At 70.3% G+C, this 19,977-nt stretch carries 24 protein-coding genes and 2 tRNA genes; 17 read left to right on the forward strand and 9 right to left on the reverse strand.

What is annotated here, in order from left to right; all coding sequences use genetic code 11:
* Positions 1-89 precede the first annotated feature (89 nt).
* The 3 genes from ACYVMZ_RS05220 to ACYVMZ_RS05230 all read left to right on the forward strand — a co-directional run bounded on the left by ACYVMZ_RS05220 (position 90) and on the right by ACYVMZ_RS05230 (position 1,224).
* Positions 90-455, forward strand: coding sequence for a hypothetical protein (locus ACYVMZ_RS05220; RefSeq protein ID WP_461075871.1), 366 nt, complete (start codon positions 90-92; stop codon positions 453-455).
* Between the two features lie 15 nt (positions 456-470).
* Positions 471-1,160 carry a bifunctional DNA primase/polymerase gene (locus ACYVMZ_RS05225; RefSeq protein ID WP_461076355.1) on the forward strand — a complete coding sequence of 230 codons (690 nt, stop codon included), beginning with the start codon at positions 471-473 and terminating at the stop codon, positions 1,158-1,160.
* A tRNA-Lys gene (locus tag ACYVMZ_RS05230) sits at positions 1,151-1,224 on the forward strand. The genes ACYVMZ_RS05225 and ACYVMZ_RS05230 overlap by 10 nt, the downstream gene beginning before the upstream one ends.
* A 139-nt stretch (positions 1,225-1,363) precedes the next feature.
* Here ACYVMZ_RS05230 and ACYVMZ_RS05235 read toward each other — a convergent pair.
* Positions 1,364-2,668 (reverse strand): M6 family metalloprotease domain-containing protein, encoded by a 1,305-nt coding sequence (locus ACYVMZ_RS05235; protein ID WP_461075873.1) that lies wholly within the window; start codon positions 2,666-2,668, stop codon positions 1,364-1,366.
* A 293-nt stretch (positions 2,669-2,961) separates the two neighbouring features.
* Here ACYVMZ_RS05235 and ACYVMZ_RS05240 point away from each other — a divergent pair, with 293 nt between their 5' ends.
* Positions 2,962-4,866: a putative bifunctional diguanylate cyclase/phosphodiesterase gene (locus ACYVMZ_RS05240; protein ID WP_461075875.1), complete on the forward strand. Its 1,905-nt coding sequence runs from the start codon at positions 2,962-2,964 to the stop codon at positions 4,864-4,866.
* A 26-nt stretch (positions 4,867-4,892) separates the two neighbouring features.
* On the opposite strand, the gene ACYVMZ_RS05245 is transcribed toward ACYVMZ_RS05240, so the two are convergent.
* The 3 genes from ACYVMZ_RS05245 to ACYVMZ_RS05255 all read right to left on the reverse strand — a co-directional run bounded on the left by ACYVMZ_RS05245 (position 4,893) and on the right by ACYVMZ_RS05255 (position 7,112).
* A complete protein-coding gene (locus tag ACYVMZ_RS05245; RefSeq protein WP_461075877.1) occupies positions 4,893-5,984 on the reverse strand; it encodes an LLM class flavin-dependent oxidoreductase in 1,092 nt (363 codons plus the stop codon).
* Positions 5,985-6,050: 66 nt separating this feature from the next.
* Positions 6,051-6,251 carry a DUF397 domain-containing protein gene (locus tag ACYVMZ_RS05250; RefSeq protein WP_461075879.1) on the reverse strand — a complete coding sequence of 67 codons (201 nt, stop codon included), beginning with the start codon at positions 6,249-6,251 and terminating at the stop codon, positions 6,051-6,053.
* Between the two features lie 9 nt (positions 6,252-6,260).
* Positions 6,261-7,112 (reverse strand): helix-turn-helix domain-containing protein, encoded by an 852-nt coding sequence (locus ACYVMZ_RS05255; RefSeq protein WP_461075881.1) that lies wholly within the window; start codon positions 7,110-7,112, stop codon positions 6,261-6,263.
* A gap of 226 nt (positions 7,113-7,338) precedes the next feature.
* On the opposite strand from ACYVMZ_RS05255, the gene ACYVMZ_RS05260 reads away from it, so the two are divergent.
* The gene (locus ACYVMZ_RS05260; RefSeq protein ID WP_461075883.1) at positions 7,339-7,776 is read left to right on the forward strand and encodes an ATP-binding protein; all 438 of its coding nucleotides are present in this window, start codon (positions 7,339-7,341) and stop codon (positions 7,774-7,776) included.
* Between the two features lie 7 nt (positions 7,777-7,783).
* Here ACYVMZ_RS05260 and ACYVMZ_RS05265 read toward each other — a convergent pair whose 3' ends face one another.
* Positions 7,784-7,981, reverse strand: a complete 198-nt coding sequence (locus tag ACYVMZ_RS05265; protein WP_461075885.1) for a hypothetical protein — start codon at positions 7,979-7,981, stop codon at positions 7,784-7,786.
* A 459-nt stretch (positions 7,982-8,440) separates the two neighbouring features.
* Between ACYVMZ_RS05265 and ACYVMZ_RS05270 the strand changes: the two genes are divergently transcribed.
* The 4 genes from ACYVMZ_RS05270 to ACYVMZ_RS05285 all read left to right on the forward strand — a co-directional run bounded on the left by ACYVMZ_RS05270 (position 8,441) and on the right by ACYVMZ_RS05285 (position 10,557).
* Complete coding sequence (locus ACYVMZ_RS05270) at positions 8,441-8,593, forward strand: hypothetical protein (protein ID WP_461075887.1); 153 nt, start codon at positions 8,441-8,443, stop codon at positions 8,591-8,593.
* 439 nt (positions 8,594-9,032) lie between these two features.
* The gene (locus ACYVMZ_RS05275) at positions 9,033-9,251 is read left to right on the forward strand and encodes a hypothetical protein (protein WP_461075889.1); all 219 of its coding nucleotides are present in this window, start codon (positions 9,033-9,035) and stop codon (positions 9,249-9,251) included.
* A 491-nt stretch (positions 9,252-9,742) separates the two neighbouring features.
* A complete protein-coding gene (locus ACYVMZ_RS05280) occupies positions 9,743-10,003 on the forward strand; it encodes a hypothetical protein (protein ID WP_461075891.1) in 261 nt (86 codons plus the stop codon).
* Positions 10,004-10,020: 17 nt separating this feature from the next.
* Positions 10,021-10,557: a hypothetical protein gene (locus ACYVMZ_RS05285; protein ID WP_461075893.1), complete on the forward strand. Its 537-nt coding sequence runs from the start codon at positions 10,021-10,023 to the stop codon at positions 10,555-10,557.
* Positions 10,558-10,587: 30 nt separating this feature from the next.
* Here ACYVMZ_RS05285 and ACYVMZ_RS05290 read toward each other — a convergent pair whose 3' ends face one another.
* Complete coding sequence (locus ACYVMZ_RS05290; protein ID WP_461075895.1) at positions 10,588-11,319, reverse strand: maleate cis-trans isomerase family protein; 732 nt, start codon at positions 11,317-11,319, stop codon at positions 10,588-10,590.
* Positions 11,316-12,152, reverse strand: coding sequence for a maleate cis-trans isomerase family protein (locus tag ACYVMZ_RS05295; RefSeq protein ID WP_461075897.1), 837 nt, complete (start codon positions 12,150-12,152; stop codon positions 11,316-11,318). Before ACYVMZ_RS05295 ends, ACYVMZ_RS05290 begins: the two co-directional genes overlap by 4 nt.
* Positions 12,153-12,334: 182 nt before the next feature.
* Here ACYVMZ_RS05295 and ACYVMZ_RS05300 point away from each other — a divergent pair, with 182 nt between their 5' ends.
* Together ACYVMZ_RS05300 and ACYVMZ_RS05305 are read left to right on the forward strand one after the other, a co-directional pair.
* On the forward strand, positions 12,335-13,282 hold the full coding sequence (locus ACYVMZ_RS05300) for a D-2-hydroxyacid dehydrogenase (RefSeq protein ID WP_461075899.1): 948 nt from the start codon (positions 12,335-12,337) through the stop codon (positions 13,280-13,282).
* Between the two features lie 18 nt (positions 13,283-13,300).
* Complete coding sequence (locus tag ACYVMZ_RS05305; RefSeq protein ID WP_461075901.1) at positions 13,301-14,704, forward strand: amidase; 1,404 nt, start codon at positions 13,301-13,303, stop codon at positions 14,702-14,704.
* Here the strand turns inward: ACYVMZ_RS05305 and ACYVMZ_RS05310 are convergent.
* Positions 14,685-15,179 (reverse strand): DUF3830 family protein, encoded by a 495-nt coding sequence (locus ACYVMZ_RS05310; RefSeq protein ID WP_461075903.1) that lies wholly within the window; start codon positions 15,177-15,179, stop codon positions 14,685-14,687. The genes ACYVMZ_RS05305 and ACYVMZ_RS05310 overlap by 20 nt on opposite strands.
* A gap of 56 nt (positions 15,180-15,235) precedes the next feature.
* Between ACYVMZ_RS05310 and ehuB the strand changes: the two genes are divergently transcribed.
* The 6 genes from ehuB (at position 15,236) to ACYVMZ_RS05340 (ending at position 19,413) form a co-directional block, all read left to right on the forward strand.
* Positions 15,236-16,141: an ectoine/hydroxyectoine ABC transporter substrate-binding protein EhuB gene (gene ehuB / locus ACYVMZ_RS05315; protein WP_461075905.1), complete on the forward strand. Its 906-nt coding sequence runs from the start codon at positions 15,236-15,238 to the stop codon at positions 16,139-16,141.
* Positions 16,138-16,839, forward strand: coding sequence for an ectoine/hydroxyectoine ABC transporter permease subunit EhuC (ehuC, locus tag ACYVMZ_RS05320; protein ID WP_461075907.1), 702 nt, complete (start codon positions 16,138-16,140; stop codon positions 16,837-16,839). Before ehuB ends, ehuC begins: the two co-directional genes overlap by 4 nt.
* A complete protein-coding gene (ehuD, locus tag ACYVMZ_RS05325; RefSeq protein ID WP_461075909.1) occupies positions 16,836-17,486 on the forward strand; it encodes an ectoine/hydroxyectoine ABC transporter permease subunit EhuD in 651 nt (216 codons plus the stop codon). The genes ehuC and ehuD overlap by 4 nt, the downstream gene beginning before the upstream one ends.
* Positions 17,476-18,261: an ectoine/hydroxyectoine ABC transporter ATP-binding protein EhuA gene (ehuA, locus tag ACYVMZ_RS05330; protein WP_461075911.1), complete on the forward strand. Its 786-nt coding sequence runs from the start codon at positions 17,476-17,478 to the stop codon at positions 18,259-18,261. Before ehuD ends, ehuA begins: the two co-directional genes overlap by 11 nt.
* A 212-nt stretch (positions 18,262-18,473) precedes the next feature.
* Positions 18,474-19,232, forward strand: coding sequence for an IclR family transcriptional regulator (locus ACYVMZ_RS05335; RefSeq protein ID WP_461075913.1), 759 nt, complete (start codon positions 18,474-18,476; stop codon positions 19,230-19,232).
* 107 nt (positions 19,233-19,339) lie between these two features.
* Positions 19,340-19,413, forward strand: a tRNA-Lys gene (locus ACYVMZ_RS05340).
* Between the two features lie 49 nt (positions 19,414-19,462).
* On the opposite strand, the gene ACYVMZ_RS05345 is transcribed toward ACYVMZ_RS05340, so the two are convergent.
* The gene (locus ACYVMZ_RS05345) at positions 19,463-19,927 is read right to left on the reverse strand and encodes a DUF3592 domain-containing protein (protein ID WP_461075915.1); all 465 of its coding nucleotides are present in this window, start codon (positions 19,925-19,927) and stop codon (positions 19,463-19,465) included.
* Positions 19,928-19,977 lie beyond the last annotated feature (50 nt).

Consider the following 19,977-nt stretch of genomic DNA (forward strand, 5'->3'; position numbering starts at 1 on the left):
GGGCGCGCGACAATGGACGGTGGCCCACTCCACCGGGGTGCCCCCGCTTGCCGGGGAGGGCCGTCCGTGACGTACGAGGAGGAGAAGACATGGCGGAGCACACGCCGCGTCGTAACGAACCGCGGCTACGCCCCGCGCCCCTGCTCTTCGAGCCCGCGGAGGCGGCCTCCGACCCTGAGCACTTCTTCGACCTGGAGTCGATGGACGACCCACGGGAGCTACTGGACCGGGCGACGGAGCTGACGCAGGCGTTCCGCGCCGCGGCGGACCGGGCCGTGGAATTCCAGGCGATCGCGGCCGCCCAGCTCGCGGACCCCCGGCGGTTCGACCGGCTGACGACCGCGGACATCGCGGAGCGGGCCGAGTGGACCGAGGACTACGCCAAGAAGATGGTGGAGTTCGGTCGCGACCTGCTGCGCGGCGGCGAGGGCCGGGGACACGCCGACCCGGTGTGATCAACCCCACCTGGCATATGCCGGGCGGGCAGGTTACCCCTTCCCGGTGGTTCCTGTCCCGATTTCCGGCAACCCACGGGAACGGGACGCTCACGGCCGGTAGACCTGGGGGTCATGAGCAGCACACGGAACATCTCGGACGTGACCGCGGACGGCGCCGCCTGGCTGGCCTCGGCAGGAACGTATCCGCGCAGCACCCTCGCGCTGTGGGAGGAGCGCCCCGGGGCGCCGGTCGTGCTGCCCTGCGGCTCCGCCTTCGACGTCGTGAGCGCGCCCGCGATCTTCGGACGGCGGATGCTGGACCGGATGTGGGACGAGGGTCCGGGTTCCGGACCGGTCGCCGAGTTCCGCGGCCGGATGCTGCTGTTCGCCGCGCCCGGCACGGCCCAGCGGCTGCCGTCGCTGCTGGACTGGGAGGAGTGGGGCGCACGCGGTCGTGCGGACGGCCGTACGGGGGCCGTGCCACCGCTGCTGTGCCACGGCACCGGCGACGCGGTGACCGTCCCGGCCCCCTGCGGTACCGCCTCCGGCACCCGCTCGGACTCCCGCTGGCTGGTCGCCCCGGACACCCGTCACCCCTGGTTGCCGGGCCCGGAGGTGCTGCTGTGGGCGGCCGTACGGGCGGCCCGCGCGGCCGTGCGGATATCGATTTTTCCTCCCCCCGACCAGGGTGCTAAGGTCTACGACGTCAGCAGGCGCCGCTAGCTCAGTTGGTTAGAGCAGCTGACTCTTAATCAGCGGGTCCGGGGTTCGAGTCCCTGGCGGCGCACGATGGCGATGGCGAGATGGTTCGCGGAAAGCGCGAACCATCTCGCCATCTCTGTTACTGCGCGGCTGCGCCGCGCGTTGTGAGGGCTTCGCCACCCACACCCCCTGGAGGCCGGCCGCTGTGGCGGTGAGCCGCGCGGTCAGGCCATCGTGATCTTCACGGTCCAGGCTCCCGACGCCGTACGCCCTTCCACGTCCACCCGCACATCCTCTCCCGGCACCGTGAAGCTCTCGCCGAGGGCGACCGGGGCGTCCGCGAGGGGCGGGTAGACCGAGTCCTCCCAGCAGGCCTCCGTGCGCGGGTGGGCGTCGATCACCTCGATCGGCCCGGTCCCGGACTGCGTCCCGCTGCGCACCCGGTACACCAGCACCCCCTGCCGGCAGGCGGCCGCGTCGTTGCCGACGGCTCCGCGCGCCTCGAAGGCGAGGACGCTGTCGGGGCCGGTGCGCACGACCGCCAGCTTGGTGCCCCGTCCGAGGCCGAAGACCGGCGCCCCGGCGGCGCCCGTCACCGGCACCCCCGGTCCCGCCTCCAGCGGCTCCAGCGTCAGCCGCGCGGTCCCCTCCCGTACGCACGCCACCTGCCGGGACTCCAGCCAGCCCAGCTTCCACTTGTGCCAGGCGAACAGGTCGGGGGCCAGCCCGAACTGGCTGCCCATCAGGTCCCAGTCGCCGACGTACGTGTCCCAGTCGCCCTTGCCGTCGGCGGGGCGGCGGTACAGGTCCGGCAGGTCGAAGACGTGCCCGGTCTCGTGCGCCAGGACCAGCCGGTCCGGGGGATGCCGCTCGAACACCGTGACGATGCGCCGGAGGTCCGTGTCGTCGGCCCGCAGCGGGGCCTCCAGATTGACGACCTTCGTCGCGTCCGAGTCCACGCCGGGCGCGTCCGGGTCGGCGACGAAGTAGACGACGTCGTAGCGCGAGAAGTCGACGTGCCCGTCGGCCGCGGCGAGCGCGTCGCGCAGGTAGGCGGCCCGGTGCGTGGTCTTCCAGTCGCGCTGTATGGCGTACGCCGTGGACGGCTTCGGCATCGGGATCCAGTGCCGCAGCGGATGCGGGCGCAGGGTGAACCTGCCGTAGGAGGCGCGTTCGAAGAAGCGGGTGGTGTCCGGGAAGTGGTCGGCGGTCAGCTCCTGCGGGGTGGTCAGGGGGTGCGAGTCCGGGAAGGACAGGAAGATCATCACCGCGTCCAGGGTGCGGACGGGCTGTGGGTAGGCGGCGTTCCAGGTGTCCAGGCCCTCGGAGTGGTGGGCGTCGGTGCGGGTCAGGACGCAGGGCGCCGCCGAGTGGGGTTCGGTGCCCGCGGGGCCGGTCATCAGGGAGGTCGCGGCGAGCGCCGACAGGGTGGTGCAGACCGCCGCGGTGCTGCGCAGTCGGGGCCGTGCCCTCAGCAGACCGGGGAGCTGACGCGGCACAGGGACCTCCGGATGCGGTTCGCGGAACACCGCATCCAGCCTGTGTCTGTTTGTCGTACTGCGTCCTGTTTGTCTGCACCAGTCGGGTGAGAACGCGAAGAAGTCGCCCGGACCGACACCCCGGAACACTCACGGAACGTCACAACTGGTCGGGGGCCTGAAGAAGGCGTCCAGGGACGAGCAGAAACGATCTGCCGGGAGGGTAGGACGGTCCTGGAGAGTGCCGCCCGGCTGGAAGGGCCTGGGGCCAGCCTCTATGATCGGCACACTTTCCTGAGACTTTCCTGCACGGACAGAGATCGAGTGCACTGCGGGAGCGAGCGGTGAGCGGAACGTCCGAAGGGCCGGCGCCCGCGGCACACCTCGACCGGCCGGTCGTCACAGAGAGTGAGATCGACACGTCTTCCCGTACCGAGCTTCCCCGTACTGACCCTCCTCCTGCTGAGCCTGTTCGCACCGAGGCTCCGCGCACCGAGCCCCAGCCGTACCGATCGGTCTTCATGGCCGCTCCGCTCGCCATGGCGGTCGTCGACCGGGAGGGCCTGGTCGTCAGCGCCAACGACCGGCTCGCCGCGCTGCTCGGCGCCGCCCCGGACGAGCTGACCGGTGCCGTCGCGGCGGACCTGGTGGACCTCACCTCGGACGCGCGCACCTGGCACGCCTACCGCGAGGTGCTGCGCGGCCGGCTGGCCCGGCTGCGCTGCACCCGCCGCCTCAAGCACCCCGACGGGCACGCGGTGTGGGTGCAGGTGACGGTCGCTCCGCTGCCCGCCGAGGACAAGGGCGTGCTGCTGTCCGTCGCCGACATCAGCGCACGCCGCGAACTCCAGGCGCGGCTGCGGCACTTGCAGATGCACGACCCGGTGACCCGGCTGCCCAACCGCACCCTGTTCTTCGAACGTCTGTCGGCCGCGCTGGAGGCGGAGTCGTACGAGCAGAGCGGCACGGGCCGGATCGGCCTGTGCTATCTCGACCTCGACGGCTTCAAGGCCGTCAACGACACCCTCGGCCACCGCGTCGGCGACCGGCTGCTGGCGGCCGTAGCCGAACGCCTCACGCGCTGCGCGGACGAGGCGGGCTACGCCCGCACCAGCACCCCGCTCGTGGCCCGGCTCGGCGGCGACGAGTTCGCCCTGCTCGTCGAGGACTCCACGGGTACCGAGCAACTGGCCGACCTCGCCGAGTCGGTGCTGCGGGCGATCCAGGAGCCGTACGACATCGCCGGGCAACGGCTGTCGGTGTCCGCGTCGATCGGCGTCGTCGAACGGCACGCCGCCGGTACGACGCCCACCGCCCTGATGCAGGCGGCGGACACGACGCTGTACTGGGCGAAGGCCGACGGCAAGGCGCGCTGGACGCTGTTCGACCCGGAGCGCAACGCGCACCGCATGACCCGTCAGGCCCTCGCCTCCACGCTCCGCCCGGCCATCGACCGCGACGAGTTCATGCTCGAGTACCAGCCGCTGGTCGGCATGGAGGACGACCGCGTGCACGGCGTCGAGGCGCTCATCCGCTGGAACCATCCTCAGTTCGGCGTACTGACGCCGAATCGGTTCATCGGATTGGCCGAGGAGGACGGTTCGATCGTCCCGCTGGGCCGCTGGGTGCTGCGCACGGCCTGCCGCCAGGCCCGCCGCTGGCAGCTGGACCACCCGGACGGGCCGCCGATCTTCGTGAGCGTGAACGTGGCGGTCCGTCAGGTCTGGGACTCGGACCTGGTCGCGGACGTGGCGGAGACCCTGGCCGAGACGGGCCTGGCGCCGCACCTGCTCCAACTGGAGCTCACGGAGTCGGCGGTGATGGGCTCGGCGGGCCGGCCCTTGCAGGCCCTGCAGGCGCTCAGCGACATGGGCGTACGCATCGCCATCGACGACTTCGGCACGGGCTACTCGAACCTGGCGTACCTGAGCCGCCTGCCGGTGTCGGTGCTGAAACTGGACGGCACGTTCGTACGCGGCTTCCAGTACGACCACGACGAGAACAGCGCAGCCGCCGCCCGTCCCAACCCCGCCGACGAGGTCGTCGTGGAGGCGATGATCCAGCTCGCCCACCGGCTCGGGCTGACGGTCACCGCGGAGTGCGTGGAGACCTCGGCGCAGGCGACGCGGCTGCGCCGGATCGGCTGCGACACCGGACAGGGGTGGCTGTACTCGCGTCCGGTGCCGCCGGATCGTATCTCCGGGTTGCTGGGAGCGTCCGGGGCCCAGGCGGGGTGCGGGAAGCCGTAGTTCGGGCGGGGCCGGCTCCCCGTGGTTCAGGCGGGCTTCGGCAGCCCGTAGGCGTCCGCGATGAGTTCGTAGGAACGCAGGCGTGCGTCACCGCTGTGGGCGTTGGCCGTGAGCATCAACTCGTCGGCGCCCGTGCGCTTCTGGAGATCGTCGAGGCCGGAGCGGACCTCGTCGGGAGTGCCGTGGATGACGTTGGCGTTCCAGGAGTCGACGAAATCCCGCTCCATCGGGCTCCAGTCGTACGCCTCCGCCTCCTCGGGGGTGGGGATGAGTCCCGGGCGGCCGGTACGCAGCCGCAGCATGCTGAGTGCGGCGGCGAGTACTTGACGGCGAGCTTCCTTCTCCTCGTCTGCGGCGAGCGCGGACACGCCGATGAGGGCGTACGGCTCGCCCAGGACGGCGGAGGGCCGGAAGCTCTCCCGGTACAGATCCAGGGCCGGGACGGTGTTCTGCGCCGAGAAGTGGTGGGCGAAGGCGAAGGGCAGGCCGAGCAGGCCGGCGAGCCGGGCACTGAAGCCGGAGGAGCCGAGCAGCCAGACGGGCGGGCGGTGCGGTGACTGGACACCCCCGGGGCTGGTCGACTGGATGGGGCCCGGGACGGCGTGGATACGGCGGTAGGGATGACCGTCGGGGAAGTCGTCGTCGAGGAAGCGGGTCAGCTCGGCGAGCTGCTCGGGGAAGTCGTCGGCGCCCTCGCCCAGTCGGTCGGTCCGGCGCAGGGCGGCGGCGGTCGCGCCGTCCGTCCCGGGGGCTCGGCCCAGGCCGAGGTCGATACGGCCCGGGGCCATGGCCTCCAGCGTCCCGAACTGCTCGGCGATCACGAGCGGGGCGTGGTTGGGCAGCATCACGCCGCCCGAGCCGAGCCGGATGCGGTCGGTGTGGGCGACGAGGTGGGCCAGGATCACGGCAGGCGACGACGAAGCTACGCCCGGCATGGAGTGGTGCTCGGCGACCCAGTACCGGTGGAACCCGCGCGCCTCCGTGAGGCGGGCCAGGGCGACGCTGGTGCGCAGGGCGTCGGTGGCGGTGCGGCCCGCGCCGACGGTGACCAGGTCCAGTACGGAGAGGGGGACGGGGGCGCTGCCGTGTGCCTCGCCCCGGATCTCGTCTGCCGCCACGGTGGGGTGCCTCCTGGGTGTGGGCCGTGCGTTGTCGTTCCGGCCTTAACAGGAGACTGTCTCCGTTTATTCCGTGCTGTTGTTGGGGCTCTTCAGGGCGTCTATGAAGGCGGTGAAGGCGGGGGTGGGGAGGGAGAGAGTGGCGTGGGTGGGGTGCTTGGAGTCGCGGATGGCTATGTGAGTGTCGAGGTCGGCGACCTCCACGCAGGTGTTGCCGTCGCCGCCGCCGGAGAACGACGACTTTCGCCAGCGGATGGCCTGAGTCATGCGGACGCCTCACAGTTCCTTCGTCATGCGGTGGATGAAGTCTCGCGACTCCACGGGTCGCAGTGCTGCCTTCTCCACCTTATTGAGCAGGGCCCGGAAGCGTGCCAGTTGGGATTCGGCGTCGATGAAGGTGGTCCCGTGCGGGGCGTCCCGCAGCACGGTGTCCAACTGGGGAAGCGGTCCTCCCACGTACATCATCTCGATCCCGGCTCCAGCGAACCCCTCCCTGGTGAGCGGGATGACCCGCACTGTCGCATGCCCGCGTTCGATCGCCCCCAGAATTTCCAAGAGCTGGTCTCGGGCCGCGCGGCGGTCCGCGACCAGGATGCGCAGCGCCGCCTCGTGAACGATCGTCTCGTACGGCGTCGGGACATCACGCTGGAAGACGGACCGGCGCCTCATCCGGTGCTCGACACGGGGCTCCAACTCGCTCGCGGGAAGCTCCGGGACCATGTAGCCGAAGACGGCGCGGGCGTAGTCCGGCGTCTGGAGGAGCCCGGGGACGTGACTGGTGACGACCTCGCGCAAAAAAGTCGCGTGATGCTCGGTCTCGGCGACGTCCAGGAATACCGGTGGCAGCACCCCGCGGTATTCCTCCCACCAGCCCTGCGTACGGTCAGTGGCCATGGCAACCAGAGCCTCGATCAACGCATCGTCGGCGCAGGCGTAATGCGCGGCCAGACGCCTCACCCGCTCGGCACTGACTCCGGCGAGACCCGCCTCGACCTGGCTCATCTGAGCCGAGGTCGAACTCAGCAGCCCCGCAACCTCACGAGCCTTCAGGCCGGCCGCCTCACGCAATCTGCGCAGCTCAGTTCCCAGACGCACCTGCCGTGCCGTGGGTTGGCTTCGTGGTGCCATGTACCTCTCCAGCCCTCAACTGCTCTACCGCCGTGCTTCGTTCGGGCGTCAGACTACGCGACCGGCTTGCGCGAGGAAAAATTTTTGCCCTACTGTCGGTGACGCGCCGCACACGCTGCGATTCAGCGGGGGCACCGGAAGCGCACCACTCCGTCCTGCCATGACGGCTGCGGCAATGACACCGGCCCCGAAAAACCACTCCCCTCGACTAGGCAGGAGCTCACTCATGCCCGAAACCGAACCCTGGGAGTACTCCCTCTACATCCCGAACGACCCGCGAGCCGTCACCATCTGCCGCCGCACCCTCCGGCTCATCCTCACCATGCACGGCCTCATCCGCCTGGCCGACGTGGCAGAACTGCTCGCGACCGAGCTGGTCTCCAACGCCGTACGCCATACCAAGGGGCCCGCTGCCCTGCGCGTGTGCTGGTCGGGAAACGGCGTCCTGCGGATCGGCGCATGGGACGCGGACCCGGCACCGCCGGAGCCGCCACAGCCCTTCGAGCAGGCCCTCGACCTGGAGGACGGCCGGGGGCTGGCGCTGGTGCGGGCCTGCTCCGACGTCTGGGGGTGGCAGCTGCTGGCCAGAGAGGGCAACCGCGGCAAGTACGTGTGGTGCGAGCTGGGCGCCACCTCGGCAGCCGCAGGGCGCCGCACGGCCTGACCGGCCGTCAGGCCGCCTGCCCCCAGTCGCTCCGAACGCCCCGCCCGCCGTCACCGTACGGAGGGCGCCGGGCCGCCTTCTCACGGGCGCGCAGAACGGCCCAGGCGAGGACGGATCCACCGGCGAGACACCAGGGAAGCGACAATACGGTGAGCCACCAGCGGGCCTGCGGATCGAGGACCACGTCCACGGCGGCGGAGGCCATACCCAGAGCCAAGCTCCAGCACAGGAGGCGCCCGGAAATCTGTACGGCGAGGGCACGGACTGTGGGCAGGGCTCTGCCCGGTTCGGTCATCGGGGGACCGTCCTTCACGGAGGTTCGACCGGCGGCGGACGCGGTCAGTGTGCATGGCGTGAACGGCTGCGCCCAGGAGGGGCATGGGGCGAGCGCGGCACCTGAGACAACTTCCTCACGCGCATACCCCCCGATCAACACCCCCTGCCTGTCGAGCAGGAGAGGTCGGAGAGGTGCGGTGCTGAGGTGCAGTAGGAATTCTGGGTATGGCTACGGGCGGCGTGGGAGTGGCAGGAAAGGCAGTCGGCCTCTCGGGCAAGACAGGATTGGCCGTAGATATCGGCTATGAGGTCCTCAACTACGTCGGTGGTGCCAGCATCACCGGAGGCTGGCTGTAATTGCCGGATTACTTCACCCTAGGGAGCGTCGATGTCATTCGCAGAAGCGGCGGCGACAACGCTGGCCATCGGCTCTAAGAACAACCCCGCCCTGACGTGGCTGTTCTTCGGAATACTCATCGTGGCGCTGGTCATCGTCGGGTTCGTCCGGCTACGCAAAGAGAAGAGGGACGGAAAGCGGTGAAGGAGGGTGAAGTCGGCCTGCTGTATGCCGGTAGTGGGATGACTGCGGGCGCCTGGGTGTTCGTGAGTGCCGTCGCACTCTCGGCTGCCAGTGGTGGTAGCGCCCGCCCGTGGCCTGGAGATGCGACCTGAGCAGAGGCACCGATCTGCGTCGTCTTCGGTGGCACGAGCTACGAACTGGCCCACGCGGGCACGGACAACTCCGAACAACCCCTACCTGTACGCCGCGGGCGACCCCGTCAACAACAGCGATCCCCGGACTCCCGGGCATTGGGGGAGGCTTCGAAGGATCCACAGGAGGTGCAGACGCCGGGGCCGTCCGCTTACGGGAGCTGCGCTGCTCACAACAACGCTCCTCAGCCCGTGGAACCGAAGCCTGAGGCCGCCCCAGTGGCTGGGGCGTGTCTCAGGCCCCCACATCTCAACACCAGGAGGTCTGGATGCGCATCTTCCTCTCGGCATTCGGCATCCTCGCAGGCCTTGGGCTCATCATCTACAGCAGGAAATTCGCGCGCGCCGCCACCAGTCGGCGCAATGTTTTCGGCAGGGCGAACGCATCCGCTGGGGAGTCCACCGTGCGGACGGGGCCGCTGATCGTAGGAGTGTTCCTGATCGTCATCGGAGTCCTCGCGGCCACCGGAGTGGCTGAGGTCGGATGACCCGTCGGCGAGCGGGATGCCCTGGCTCGCTTGAGAGATGCACAGACGGGTGGCCTGGGTAAGACCTACGGCCCGGGCTCGACTGCGGCGGCCGGGTTTGATGCGGTCGGGCAGACAGCCCGGCAGGTAAGTGCGCGGTGACGAGCCCTGCCAGGCGCACTCGGGACTTCGGGGCCCGTTGGAATCGGTCTCGCAGGGCCGACAAGCTGATCGCACGTCAGGGAGTCTGCAGCATGATCCTCGCAGCGGGTGGCGCAGGCAGTGGCAGCACGGTGATCAGTGTCATCCTGGGCGTCATCTTCGTAGCCGCGGTTGCGGTCATCCTGGTGACGAAGAACCGCGAACGCTGATGTGGAATGGCACCGCCGCAAGGGCCTCGACAAGGCCCGCGGAGCCTCATCTTCCGTATCCCGCCCGGCACTTCACCGCTTGTCCCTCCCAGCCCGGGGCACCCGGAATGTCCCCAATCCCACGACCGGGAGGAAGCATCCATGACGCGATGGAAGACACCGCAGCAGTCAGGGCTCGGCACGCTCGAACCCGGTACCGGACAACGCGCCCAGTTGCCCACCCGCATCGCCGACATCGCCTGGACCGCGCTGTGTGTCGTGGTCGCTCTGTGGACGGTCTGGGCCTCCGTCGGTGTCGTGCGCGGGACGACCGCGTGGGGATACTGCGCCGTGGCCTGGGTGCTGCTGGCCGTCGCTCTGACGATGCGGGTCCTCGTCGTGCGGCGCCGGGCGCGGATGTGACGGGGAGGCAGGCCGCTGTGAATCGCGTCAACGACTGTCTCGGCAAGCATCTGTGGCTCCAGGTCGTCCTGTCCGTCCTGCTCGCCAGCGCCGTGGTCCTGCTGTTGTTCCCGGAGCGTTCGGTCGCCTCCGTCCTGACGCGCATGGCCTTCGCCTCGCTCGGCGGGGTCGCCGTGCTGATCGTCGTACGGCGGAAGGAGAAGCGGGCCGCCGGAGGGTCGGTGGACAGCCTCATGTCGTTGGACCGGAAACTGCGGCGGGGTGACGTACCCACCGATCCGCAGGAGCGGCAGGCCATGCGCGACCTGGTCGAGCAGCGTCTGCACCGCACACGGCACCGTGTCGCGGCCCTCGTCGTCCTCGCCGTGATGTGGACCGCCTTCGTGGTGCTCATGGCCCTCGCTGCGGGCGTACGGCAGGCCGTCGGCTCGGCCGTGGTCGCGGGGGCCTTCCTGATCTGGCTCGTCCTGTACGGCAACCGCCAGAACCGGCGGCTGCGCACCATGCGCGAGGCGCTCACCACCGACGGCGCCGTCCGGCACCGTCCGCAGTGAGCGCCTGAAGCCCTCGTAAAAAACCCGGCTTCACACCTGCACGATCGGCTCCCTCGTGAACAGCGCCCCCAGCTCCGGCGCGTTCACCCGCCGGTCCGCCAGGCGTAGCGCCTCCCAGACCGTGACCTGGTTGGCGGTGAGGACCGGCTTGCCGAGTTCCTTCTCCAGGGTCGTGATGTGGGCGGCGGTGTGCAGCGCCGTGTCGGGGAGGAGGAGCGCCTGCGCGTCGGGGTGGTCGGCGGTGCGGGCCAGGGCGAGGACCTCCGCCTCGCCCCAGGTGCCGACCTCGGCCGCCGTGATGATCCCCGAGCTCTTCACCGCGACCACGTCGATGCCGGCGGAGCGGAGGAAGTCGGCGAACAGCGACGCCACGTCCTCCGGGTAGGTCGCCCCGATCGCGACCCGGTGTACGCCGAGCTCCTGTACCGCGTGGACGAAGGCGAACGACGTCGATGAGGCCGGCATGCCCGCCGTCTGCGCGAGGGTGCGGACCTGGTCCTGGGCGCCGTCCCAGCCGTGCACGAAGCTGCCGCTGGTGCAGGCCCACACCACGGCCTCCGCGCCGGCGTGCCGCAGTTCCTGGACGCCCGCCGCGAGGCGCTGCGGCGCGCCCATCTCGCGCAGCGCGTCCACCCGGTGCGCGTCCTCGCCGATGTCGGTGTGCACCAGGTCGATCCGGACGTCGCTGCCCAGCAGCTGCTCGATGCGCGGATAATCGTCCTCGGCGGAGTGGCCCGGGTAGAGGAGTCCGAGTGCGGTCATGTCCAGCCTTCCTGCTGCTTCTCTTCCGGCAGTACGGGACCGGGACCTTCGCCCGGCGTCACGGGACCGGAACGCGCCGCCGGATCGACCAGCGCCTGATACGGCCCCACGGCACGGGTACCCAGTCGGCGCAGTGCCGCCCACATCGTCACTTGGTTGGCCGAGATCACCGGGATGCGCAGCTCCGCCTCCAGCTGGGGGATGACGTCGTAGGTCGGGAGGTTGGTGCAGCTGATGAACAGGGCGTCCGCGTCAGGTCGTACGGCACTGCGGGCCATCTCCACCACCTTGCGGTACGGCACCTTCCAGATGTGCCGGGTCAGGCCCATGAAGGCACACCCGGCGACCGCGACGCCGGCCTCGGCGACGTACTCCTCCAGGGACCGGGTGACCGACACCGTGTACGGCGTGACCAGCGCGAGCCGCCGGACGTCCAGCTCCGCCAGCGCCTCCAGCAGGGCGCCGGAGGTCGTGACCGACGGGACCGTGCCCGCGCGGGTCATCGCCTCGCACATCGCGCGTTCGCCCGCGATGCCGCCGACGAAGCTGCCCGAGGTGCAGGCGTAGGCGACGGCCTCGGGGCCGATCGCGGTCAGGGTGCGCACCGCCTCGCTCAGCGTCTCGTGCTCGCTGACCAGTCGGGCCAGATCCAGACTCACCTCGACCGGCACATACGGCGTGCGCGTCAGGTGCAGGGAGACCTCGTCCGGTACCCACCGCCACAGTTCGCGGTCCAGCGCGAAGTCGAAGGGGGCGACGACACCGACACCGCGCTGCGGGCTCGGGCCGAGAAAGCCGCCGACATGGGAACCGCCGACACGGGAGACATCCATGGCAGGCACCGGCCTCACGCTGAGAGAGGGGTGGGCAACGGACCGTACACACGGCCGTGTTGACGAAGGTAGGTTCTGGTGCGAGCGTGGTCAATCCGCCCACGTCACCACGGGGTCAACACCCGGTTAATCCCTCGTCACCGCCCGCGCCGGACGGCCCCTGCCCGGAGAAACGGCCACCCATGACCACCCCCACCCTGCTCATCCTCGACGCCGACCCCCTGCCCCGCCTCGGCCGCCTCACCGGCCGCGCGAAGATCGAGCACGCGGACGAGTCCACCCTCGCCGACCGGCTCCCGCACGCCGATGTGCTGCTCGTGTGGGACTTCACCTCGCACGCGGTGCGCGCGGCCTGGCCGGGGGACGGGCCGCGGCCGCGCTGGGTGCACACGGCGAGCGCGGGCGTGGACCACCTGATGTGTCCGGAGCTGGCCGCCTCCGACACGGTGGTGACCAACGCGCGCGGCATCTTCGACCAGCCCATCGCCGAGTACGTCGCCGCCCTCGTGCTGGCGATGGCCAAGGACCTGCCGCGCACCCTGGAGCTGCAGCGGGAGCGGACCTGGCGGCACCGCGAGTCCCAGAAGGTCTCCGGCACCCGCGCCTGCGTGGTCGGGTCCGGGCCGATCGGGCAGGCCATCGCCCGCACCCTCAAGGCGCTGGGCATCACCACCGCGCTCGTCGGGCGCACCCCGCGCACCGGCATCCACGGCCCCGACGACCTGGACCGGCTCCTGTCCCGCGCCGACTGGGTGATCGCCGCGGCGCCGCTGACGGAGCAGACGTACGGGATGTTCGACGCGCGCCGCTTCGGTGTGATGCAGCCCTCCGCCCGGTTCGTCAACGTCGGCAGGGGCCAGCTGGTCGTCGAGGACGCGCTCGCCGAGGCGCTGGCCAAGCGGTGGATCGCGGGGGCGGCGCTCGACGTCTTCGAAGCCGAGCCCCTCCCGTCCGACAGTCCGTTGTGGCAGGTCCCGGGCCTGATCGTCTCCCCGCACATGAGCGGCGACACGGTCGGCTGGCGGGATGAGCTCGCCGCCCAGTTCGTGGAGCTGTACGAGCGGTGGGAGACGGGCAGGCCACTGGGGAACGTGGTGGACAAGCAGCGCGGGTATGTACCCGGACACTGAACGTCCCTGGGAGGGTGGATGACCGAGCTCACCGAGCTGACCGCCGTACAGCTGCTCGACGGCTACCGGAAGGGCGAGTTCAGCCCTGTGGAGGCGACCCGTGCGGCCCTGCGCAGGGCGGAGGCGGTCCAGCCGGAGGTGAACGCGTTCGTCCGTCTCACCGCCGAGGACGCGCTCGAGCGGGCGCGGGAGTCGGCGGAGCGGTGGCGGCGCGGTGAGCCGTGCGGGCTGCTCGACGGGGTCCCGGTCACCGTCAAGGACATCCTGCTGCTGCGCGGGGCGCCGACCCTGCGCGGCTCCCGGACCATCCCGGAGCAGGGCCGCTGGGACGAGGACGCGCCCTCCGTCGCCCGGCTGCGCGAGCACGGCGCGGTCTTCCTCGGCAAGACGACGACCCCGGAGTTCGGCTGGAAGGGCGTGACGGACTCGCCGCTGACGGGTGTGACCCGTCATCCGTACGATCCGACGCGCACGGCGGGCGGCTCCAGCGGGGGCAGCGCGGCGGCCGTGGCGCTCGGCGCGGGGCCGCTGTCGCTGGGCACGGACGGCGGAGGGAGTGTCCGTATCCCGGCGTCCTTCTGCGGGATCTTCGCGCTGAAGCCGACGTACGGCCGGGTGCCTCTCTACCCCGCAAGTGCCTTCGGCACGCTGGCGCACGTGGGGCCGATGACGCGGGACGCGGCGGACGCGGCGCTGCTGATGGACGTGATCGGACACCCGGACTCGCGTGACTGGTCGGCGCTCGGGCCGCCGCCCGGGTCGCTCGCGGACGGCCTGGCGGGCGGGGTGCACGGGCTGCGCGTGGCGTACTCGCCGACGCTGGGCGGTCAGGTGGCGGTGCGCCCGGCGGTCGCGGAGGCGGTACGGCGGGCGGTGCAGCGGCTGGCGGAACTCGGCGCGTACGTGGAGGAGACGGACCCCGACCTCACCGACCCGGTGGACGCCTTCCACACGCTGTGGTTCAGCGGGGCGGCCCGCGTGACCCAGCACCTCGGGCCCGGGCAGCGCGCGCTGCTCGACCCGGGGCTGCGGGAGATCTGCGCGATCGGCGCCCGCTACTCGGCACTGGAGTACCTGGCCGCGGTCGACGTCCGCATGGACCTGGGCCGCCGGATGGGACTCTTCCACGACACCCACGACCTGCTGGTCACGCCGACCCTGCCGATCACGGCGTTCGAGGCGGGCGCCGAGGTGCCGAAGGGGTCGGGGCACCGGCGGTGGACGGGGTGGACGCCGTTCACGTACCCGTTCAACCTGACCCAGCAGCCCGCGGCGACCGTGCCCGTCGGGACGGACGGGGACGGCCTGCCGATCGGGATGCAGCTCGTGGCGGCCCGGCACCGCGACGACCTGGTGCTGCGGGCCGCGCACGCGCTCTACGAGGCCGGGATCGCGTCGGGGGTCAGGCCCTCCGGAAGCTGAGCGTCTCCCCCGCCGCTCCGGAGCGCCACAGGTCGTTGCACGCCTCGGCCATGGTCTCCAGGCCCTCGACGACCTGGCCCCAGACGGTGCCGGGCACCCAGCCGACGTCGGCGTTCAGCAGCAGGTTGTTGCGTTCGTAGAACAGGGCCAGGTCCACGAGTGTCGTCCCGGCGCGGACCTCGCGGTCGTAGCCGTACGCCTTCGTGCCCAACTCCGCGCCCGCGAAGGCGAAATAGCAAAGATCGCCCGGAATGGGGGTGACTGTCGGGTTTTCCAGGGGCGGTTCCGTTTCCGCGAAGGGCGGGAAGAGGGCGTAGATCTCGTTACGCGCGTACTTCGCGTGGTAGACGTCGCCGGACAGGGGCAGGGCGTCCCACACGGCGGCGCAGGTCAGCGGGGCACGGTCGTCCAGGAGTTGGGCCGTGCAGCGCACGCCGCGCTTGGCAAGTGAGACTTCGATGAAGCGATCCGTCATGGGTTCCCACGTGCCCAGGGCGCATAGATCGCATGCGCTCGGGTAGCCGCGCGCCCATGGCTCCACCACTCAGAAACAGCCAGAACTCATCCGGAACCACACGCCGGTCGCTGCTCGCGGGGGTCGCGGCGCTCGGCGCGCTGGGGGCCGCCGGCTGCTCTCGCGTGGCCACCGCGTCCGGTACGGAGGGCGGTGATCTGCTGGAGCGGCTGCGCGCCGCGGGCGTCGTACGGCTCGGGATCGCCGGCGAGATCCCGTTCGGCTACATCGACAAGAACGGCGAACTGACCGGCGAGGCACCAGAACTGGCCAAGGTCATCTTCAAGCGGCTGGGCGTGGACCGGGTGCAGCCCGTGCCGACCGAGTTCGGCTCGCTCATACCCGGGCTCAACTCCCAGCAGTTCGACGTCGTGGCGGCCGGGATGTACGTCAACCCCGAGCGCTGCGAGCAGGTCATCTTCTCGGACCCCGACTACCAGATGCTGGATTCGTTCATCGTCCGCAAGGGGAACCCGAAGGGGTTGCACGACTACAAGGACGTCGTCGAGAAGAAGGCCAGGTTCGCGACGGGGACCGGTTACGCGGAGATCCAGTACGCGGTCGAAGCCGGGTACAAGGAGAGCGACATCCTGATCGTCCCGGACCAGGTGGCCGGGCTGAACGCCGTCGAGGCGGGCCGTGTCGACGTCTTCGCCGGTACGGCGCTGACCACCCGTGAGGTGGTGAAGAAGTCCCGCAAGGCCGAGGCGACCCGGCCCTTCAAGCCGATCGTCGACGGCGAACCGCATGTCGATGGGGGCGCCTTCGCGTTCCGGCCGACCGAGGCCAGGCTGCGGGACGCCTTCAACGTCGAGCTGCACAAGCTCAAGAAGAGCGGCGAGCTGTTCCGCATCCTCAAGCCGTTCGGTTTCACCGAGGCCGAGATGACGGATCTGACCGCGAAGGAGCTGTGCGGCGGATGACCTCGGGACTCTGGGAACTGGTACTCAAGGGCGTCTGGGTCACGATCCAGCTGCTCGTCCTCAGCGCGACTCTGGCCGCGGCGGTCTCCTTCGTCGCCGGTATCGCGCGCACCCACCGGCTGTGGATCGTCCGCTTCCTCGCGGGCCTCTACACCGAGGTGTTCCGCGGGACGTCGGCCCTGGTGATGATCTTCTGGGTGTTCTTCGTGCTGCCGATCGCCTTCGGCTGGCAGTTGGTGCCCCTGTGGGCGGGCACGCTCGCGCTCGGGCTGACCTACGGGGCGTACGGCTCGGAGATCGTGCGCGGTGCGCTCAGCGCGGTCGACCCGGCGCAGAAGGAGGGCGGGATCGCGCTCAGCTTCACGCCCTGGCAGCGGATGCGGCTGATCCTGCTGCCGCAGGCGGTGCCGGAGATGATCCCGCCGTTCTCCAACCTGCTCGTCGAACTGCTCAAGGGCACAGCCCTGGTGTCGATCATGGGCATGGGCGACCTGGCGTTCAGCGGCAACCTGGTACGCCTGGCGCTGCAGGAGAGCGCGGAGATCTACACGTACGTGCTGCTGATCTACTTCGTGATCGCCTTCCTGCTGACCCGGGGCATGCGCGGTCTTGAGAAGCGGCTGAAGGCGGGCGTCGGCAAGGCGCCGAAGAAGACGGTGGCCTCCGTGCGCGTGCCTGAGGGGAGCGGTGTCGGATGAACTGGGACTGGAGCGCGGTCTCCGACTTCATGCCGCACTTCTGGGACGGCCTGCTGGTCACCCTGCAGGCGCTGGTCCTCGGCTCGCTGATCTCGTTCGTGCTGGGGCTGGTGTGGGCGCTGCTGATGCGGGCGCCGACCCGGTGGGTGACCTGGCCGGTCGGGGTGTTCACGGAGTTCGTCCGCAACACCCCGCTGCTGGTGCAGCTGTTCTTCCTCTTCTACGTGCTGCCCGAGTGGGGCGTGACCGCCTCGGCGCTCACCACCGGCATCTTCGCCATCGGCCTGCACTACTCGACGTACACGATGCAGGTCTACCGGGCCGGCATCGAGGCCGTACCGGTCGGCCAGTGGGAGGCGGCGACGGCGCTGAACCTGCCGCTGCGCCGGACGTGGACGGCGGTGATCCTGCCGCAGGCGGTGCGCCGGGTCGTCCCGGCGCTCGGCAACTACGTCATCGCGATGCTCAAGGACACGCCGATGCTGATGGCGATCACGGTGCTGGAGATGCTCGGCGAGGCACGGCTGTTCTCCCAGGAGACCTTCCGGTTCACCGAGCCCGTGACCGTGATCGGCGTGGCCTTCATCGTCATTTCCTACCTGGCCTCCCTTGTCCTGCGAGCCCTGGAGCGACGCCTTGTCCATTGAGACCCACCCCACCCCTGAGAAGAACCCGGCCGAGCACACCTCCGAGCTGATCCGGCTGGAGCAGGTCACCAAGCGGTTCGGGGACGTGACGGTCCTCGACCACCTGGACTTCTCCGTGGACGCCGGCAAGCACGTCACCCTGATCGGGCCGTCCGGGTCGGGCAAGACCACGATCCTCAGGCTGCTGATGACGCTGCTCAAGCCCGACGAGGGCACGATCACCGTCGACGGGGAGCAGCTGTTCCCGGCACCCGAGAAGCAGGTCCGCGAGGTCCGCAAGAAGATCGGGATGGTGTTCCAGCAGTTCAACCTGTTCCCGAACATGACCGTCCTGCGGAACATCACCGAGGCGCCGGTCACCGTCCTCGGCATGTCGAAGGACGCCGCCGAGGAGCGGGCGCGGGAGCTGCTGGAGCTGGTCGGGCTGACCGACCACGTCGACAAGCACCCCGCGCAGCTGTCCGGCGGTCAGCAGCAGCGCGTGGCGATCGCGCGGGCGCTGGCGATGCGGCCGAAGGTGCTGCTGCTGGACGAGGTGACCTCCGCGCTCGACCCCGAGCTGGTCGCGGGCGTCCTCGACGTGCTGCGGGACATCGCCCGCTCCACCGACATCACGATGCTCTGCGTGACCCACGAGATGAACTTCGCCCGGGACATCTCCGACCAGGTCCTGATGTTCGACTCGGGCCGGATCATCGAGTCGGGCCCGCCGGAGAAGATCTTCAGCGAACCGGAGAACGACCGGACCCGGGAATTTCTCAGCGCGGTCCTGTGACCACGGACGGTGAACAGGGCAACGCGCGAGGTCCAGGGAGCGGGTGACGGCACAGGAAATGACTTTGGCATATGCCAGAGTGCCGATGCCCCAGTTGGGAGGCCACGGGAATCCTGTCAACACCCGCTCCCCGCAGAGCCCTTGCCGGTTATCGTGGAGGAGGTTCACCGACCGGATTACGGCCCAATGAGCAAGCGCAGGGGGAGACCACCGTGGCGCTGAAGCACGAGCCGACCGCGCCGTACCACTCGGCCCAGGACGCCCTGCGCGTTCTGGAGACCGTGGCACGGCACACCACCGGAGTCACCGACACCGAGCTCGCCCGCCACACCGGCCTCGGCCCGGAGCGCCTGACCGCGCTGCTGCGCATGCTGCGCCGCGAGGGCTACGTCGAGCAGATCACCGACGGCGCGTACGTCACGGGGGCCGCCCTCGCCCGCCTCGGCTCGGCCCACCACCGCGAGGAGGCGCTGCGCGAGAAGCTCCAGCACATCCTCGACCGGCTGCGCGACTCGGTCGGCGCCGCCGTCTACATCAGCCGGTACGTCGACGGCGAGGTGAAGGTCACCCAGTACGCCGACAGCCCGGCCACCCCGAAGGTGAACGAGTGGGTCGACTTCCGCTACTCGGCCCACGCCACCGCGGTCGGCAAGAGCCTGCTCACCCAGCTCGACCACGCCGGCCGCCGCGACCACCTCGCCCGCCACAAGCTGGCCCGCCTCACCTCGCGCACCATCACCAGCGACAAGCTCCTGCTCTCCCGCCTGGAGACCCAGCCGCCCACCGTGCCCGTCCTCGACCTGCAGGAATACGCGGTCGGCACGGTCTGCGCGGCCGTCCCGATCACGGCCGGCTCCACGGTGGGCTGCCTCGCCCTGTCCCTCCCGGTGGAGCACGCCCAACGGCTGCGCCAGGCCGCGGACACCCTGAACCGGAACGCGGCGCCGGTGCTGCTGTCGCTGGCGATCTAGGACGTGGTCGGAAGCACCCCCTGGGGCCAGGTATTATTTTCTTCGTCGCCAGCCGCGAGAGCGTGAGTCGCGTGATTCACGTGATTCCAGCGGTCGGCGGGAGTCATGCGCCGCTAGCTCAGTTGGTTAGAGCAGCTGACTCTTAATCAGCGGGTCCGGGGTTCGAGTCCCTGGCGGCGCACTGGTGAGGGGCCTCTCGTGGGAGCGAGGGGCCCCTCAGTCGTGTCCGGTCAGAAACCGGCGGCCTGCGAGGACGCGAAGACCTCGGTGTACGTCACCACGAACCCGACGCAGAACACCACGACCACCCCGAGGAACGCCAGGATCCCGAAGGTCGCCGCCGCCTGCTTCACCCGGCTCGGGGCGTGGGCCGTGGCGACGACCTGGGGGCAGTCCGTGTAGTACACGGTCACGTAGTCCCCCTCGACGACCGTCGCCGGACCGTCCTCCTCCTCGAACCGGATCACCCGGCCGTCATGCGTGATGAACTCGTACACATGGTGCAGCGTGGTGCGCACGGAGGTGTCACCGTGACCACCGCTCACCGTCGAGTACGCCCGCAGGCAGCGCCCCTCGGCCGTCAGCCCGCTGTTCCAGGCGCCGCGCAGCTGCAGCCAGCGGCGCACCACGCGGTACGCCATGAAGATCGCCACGGCCATGATCAGGCCGGGTGCGAGGTAGAAGATCACGTCCATCGCACGTCCCCCGAGGTCGGTCCGCCGGCCCCGAACGGCCGGCGTGGGAG

This window comes from Streptomyces deserti (genome assembly GCF_054782695.1).

Excerpts from the sequence above, each read along its gene's own strand:
- ACYVMZ_RS05220 (WP_461075871.1), top strand. The coding sequence starts at position 90 with ATGGCGGAGCACACGCCGCGTCGTAACGAACCGCGGCTACGCCCCGCG.
- ACYVMZ_RS05250 (WP_461075879.1), bottom strand. The coding sequence starts at position 6,251 with ATGACTCAGGCCATCCGCTGGCGAAAGTCGTCGTTCTCCGGCGGCGGC.
- ACYVMZ_RS05255 (WP_461075881.1), bottom strand. The coding sequence starts at position 7,112 with ATGGCACCACGAAGCCAACCCACGGCACGGCAGGTGCGTCTGGGAACT.
- ACYVMZ_RS05260 (WP_461075883.1), top strand. The coding sequence starts at position 7,339 with ATGCCCGAAACCGAACCCTGGGAGTACTCCCTCTACATCCCGAACGAC.
- ACYVMZ_RS05265 (WP_461075885.1), bottom strand. The coding sequence starts at position 7,981 with ATGGCCTCCGCCGCCGTGGACGTGGTCCTCGATCCGCAGGCCCGCTGG.
- ACYVMZ_RS05270 (WP_461075887.1), top strand. The coding sequence starts at position 8,441 with ATGTCATTCGCAGAAGCGGCGGCGACAACGCTGGCCATCGGCTCTAAG.
- ACYVMZ_RS05275 (WP_461075889.1), top strand. The coding sequence starts at position 9,033 with ATGCGCATCTTCCTCTCGGCATTCGGCATCCTCGCAGGCCTTGGGCTC.
- ACYVMZ_RS05280 (WP_461075891.1), top strand. The coding sequence starts at position 9,743 with ATGACGCGATGGAAGACACCGCAGCAGTCAGGGCTCGGCACGCTCGAA.
- ACYVMZ_RS05290 (WP_461075895.1), bottom strand. The coding sequence starts at position 11,319 with ATGACCGCACTCGGACTCCTCTACCCGGGCCACTCCGCCGAGGACGAT.
- ACYVMZ_RS05295 (WP_461075897.1), bottom strand. The coding sequence starts at position 12,152 with ATGGATGTCTCCCGTGTCGGCGGTTCCCATGTCGGCGGCTTTCTCGGC.
- ACYVMZ_RS05300 (WP_461075899.1), top strand. The coding sequence starts at position 12,335 with ATGACCACCCCCACCCTGCTCATCCTCGACGCCGACCCCCTGCCCCGC.
- ACYVMZ_RS05305 (WP_461075901.1), top strand. The coding sequence starts at position 13,301 with ATGACCGAGCTCACCGAGCTGACCGCCGTACAGCTGCTCGACGGCTAC.
- ACYVMZ_RS05310 (WP_461075903.1), bottom strand. The coding sequence starts at position 15,179 with ATGACGGATCGCTTCATCGAAGTCTCACTTGCCAAGCGCGGCGTGCGC.
- ehuB (WP_461075905.1), top strand. The coding sequence starts at position 15,236 with ATGGCTCCACCACTCAGAAACAGCCAGAACTCATCCGGAACCACACGC.
- ehuC (WP_461075907.1), top strand. The coding sequence starts at position 16,138 with ATGACCTCGGGACTCTGGGAACTGGTACTCAAGGGCGTCTGGGTCACG.
- ehuD (WP_461075909.1), top strand. The coding sequence starts at position 16,836 with ATGAACTGGGACTGGAGCGCGGTCTCCGACTTCATGCCGCACTTCTGG.
- ACYVMZ_RS05345 (WP_461075915.1), bottom strand. The coding sequence starts at position 19,927 with ATGGACGTGATCTTCTACCTCGCACCCGGCCTGATCATGGCCGTGGCG.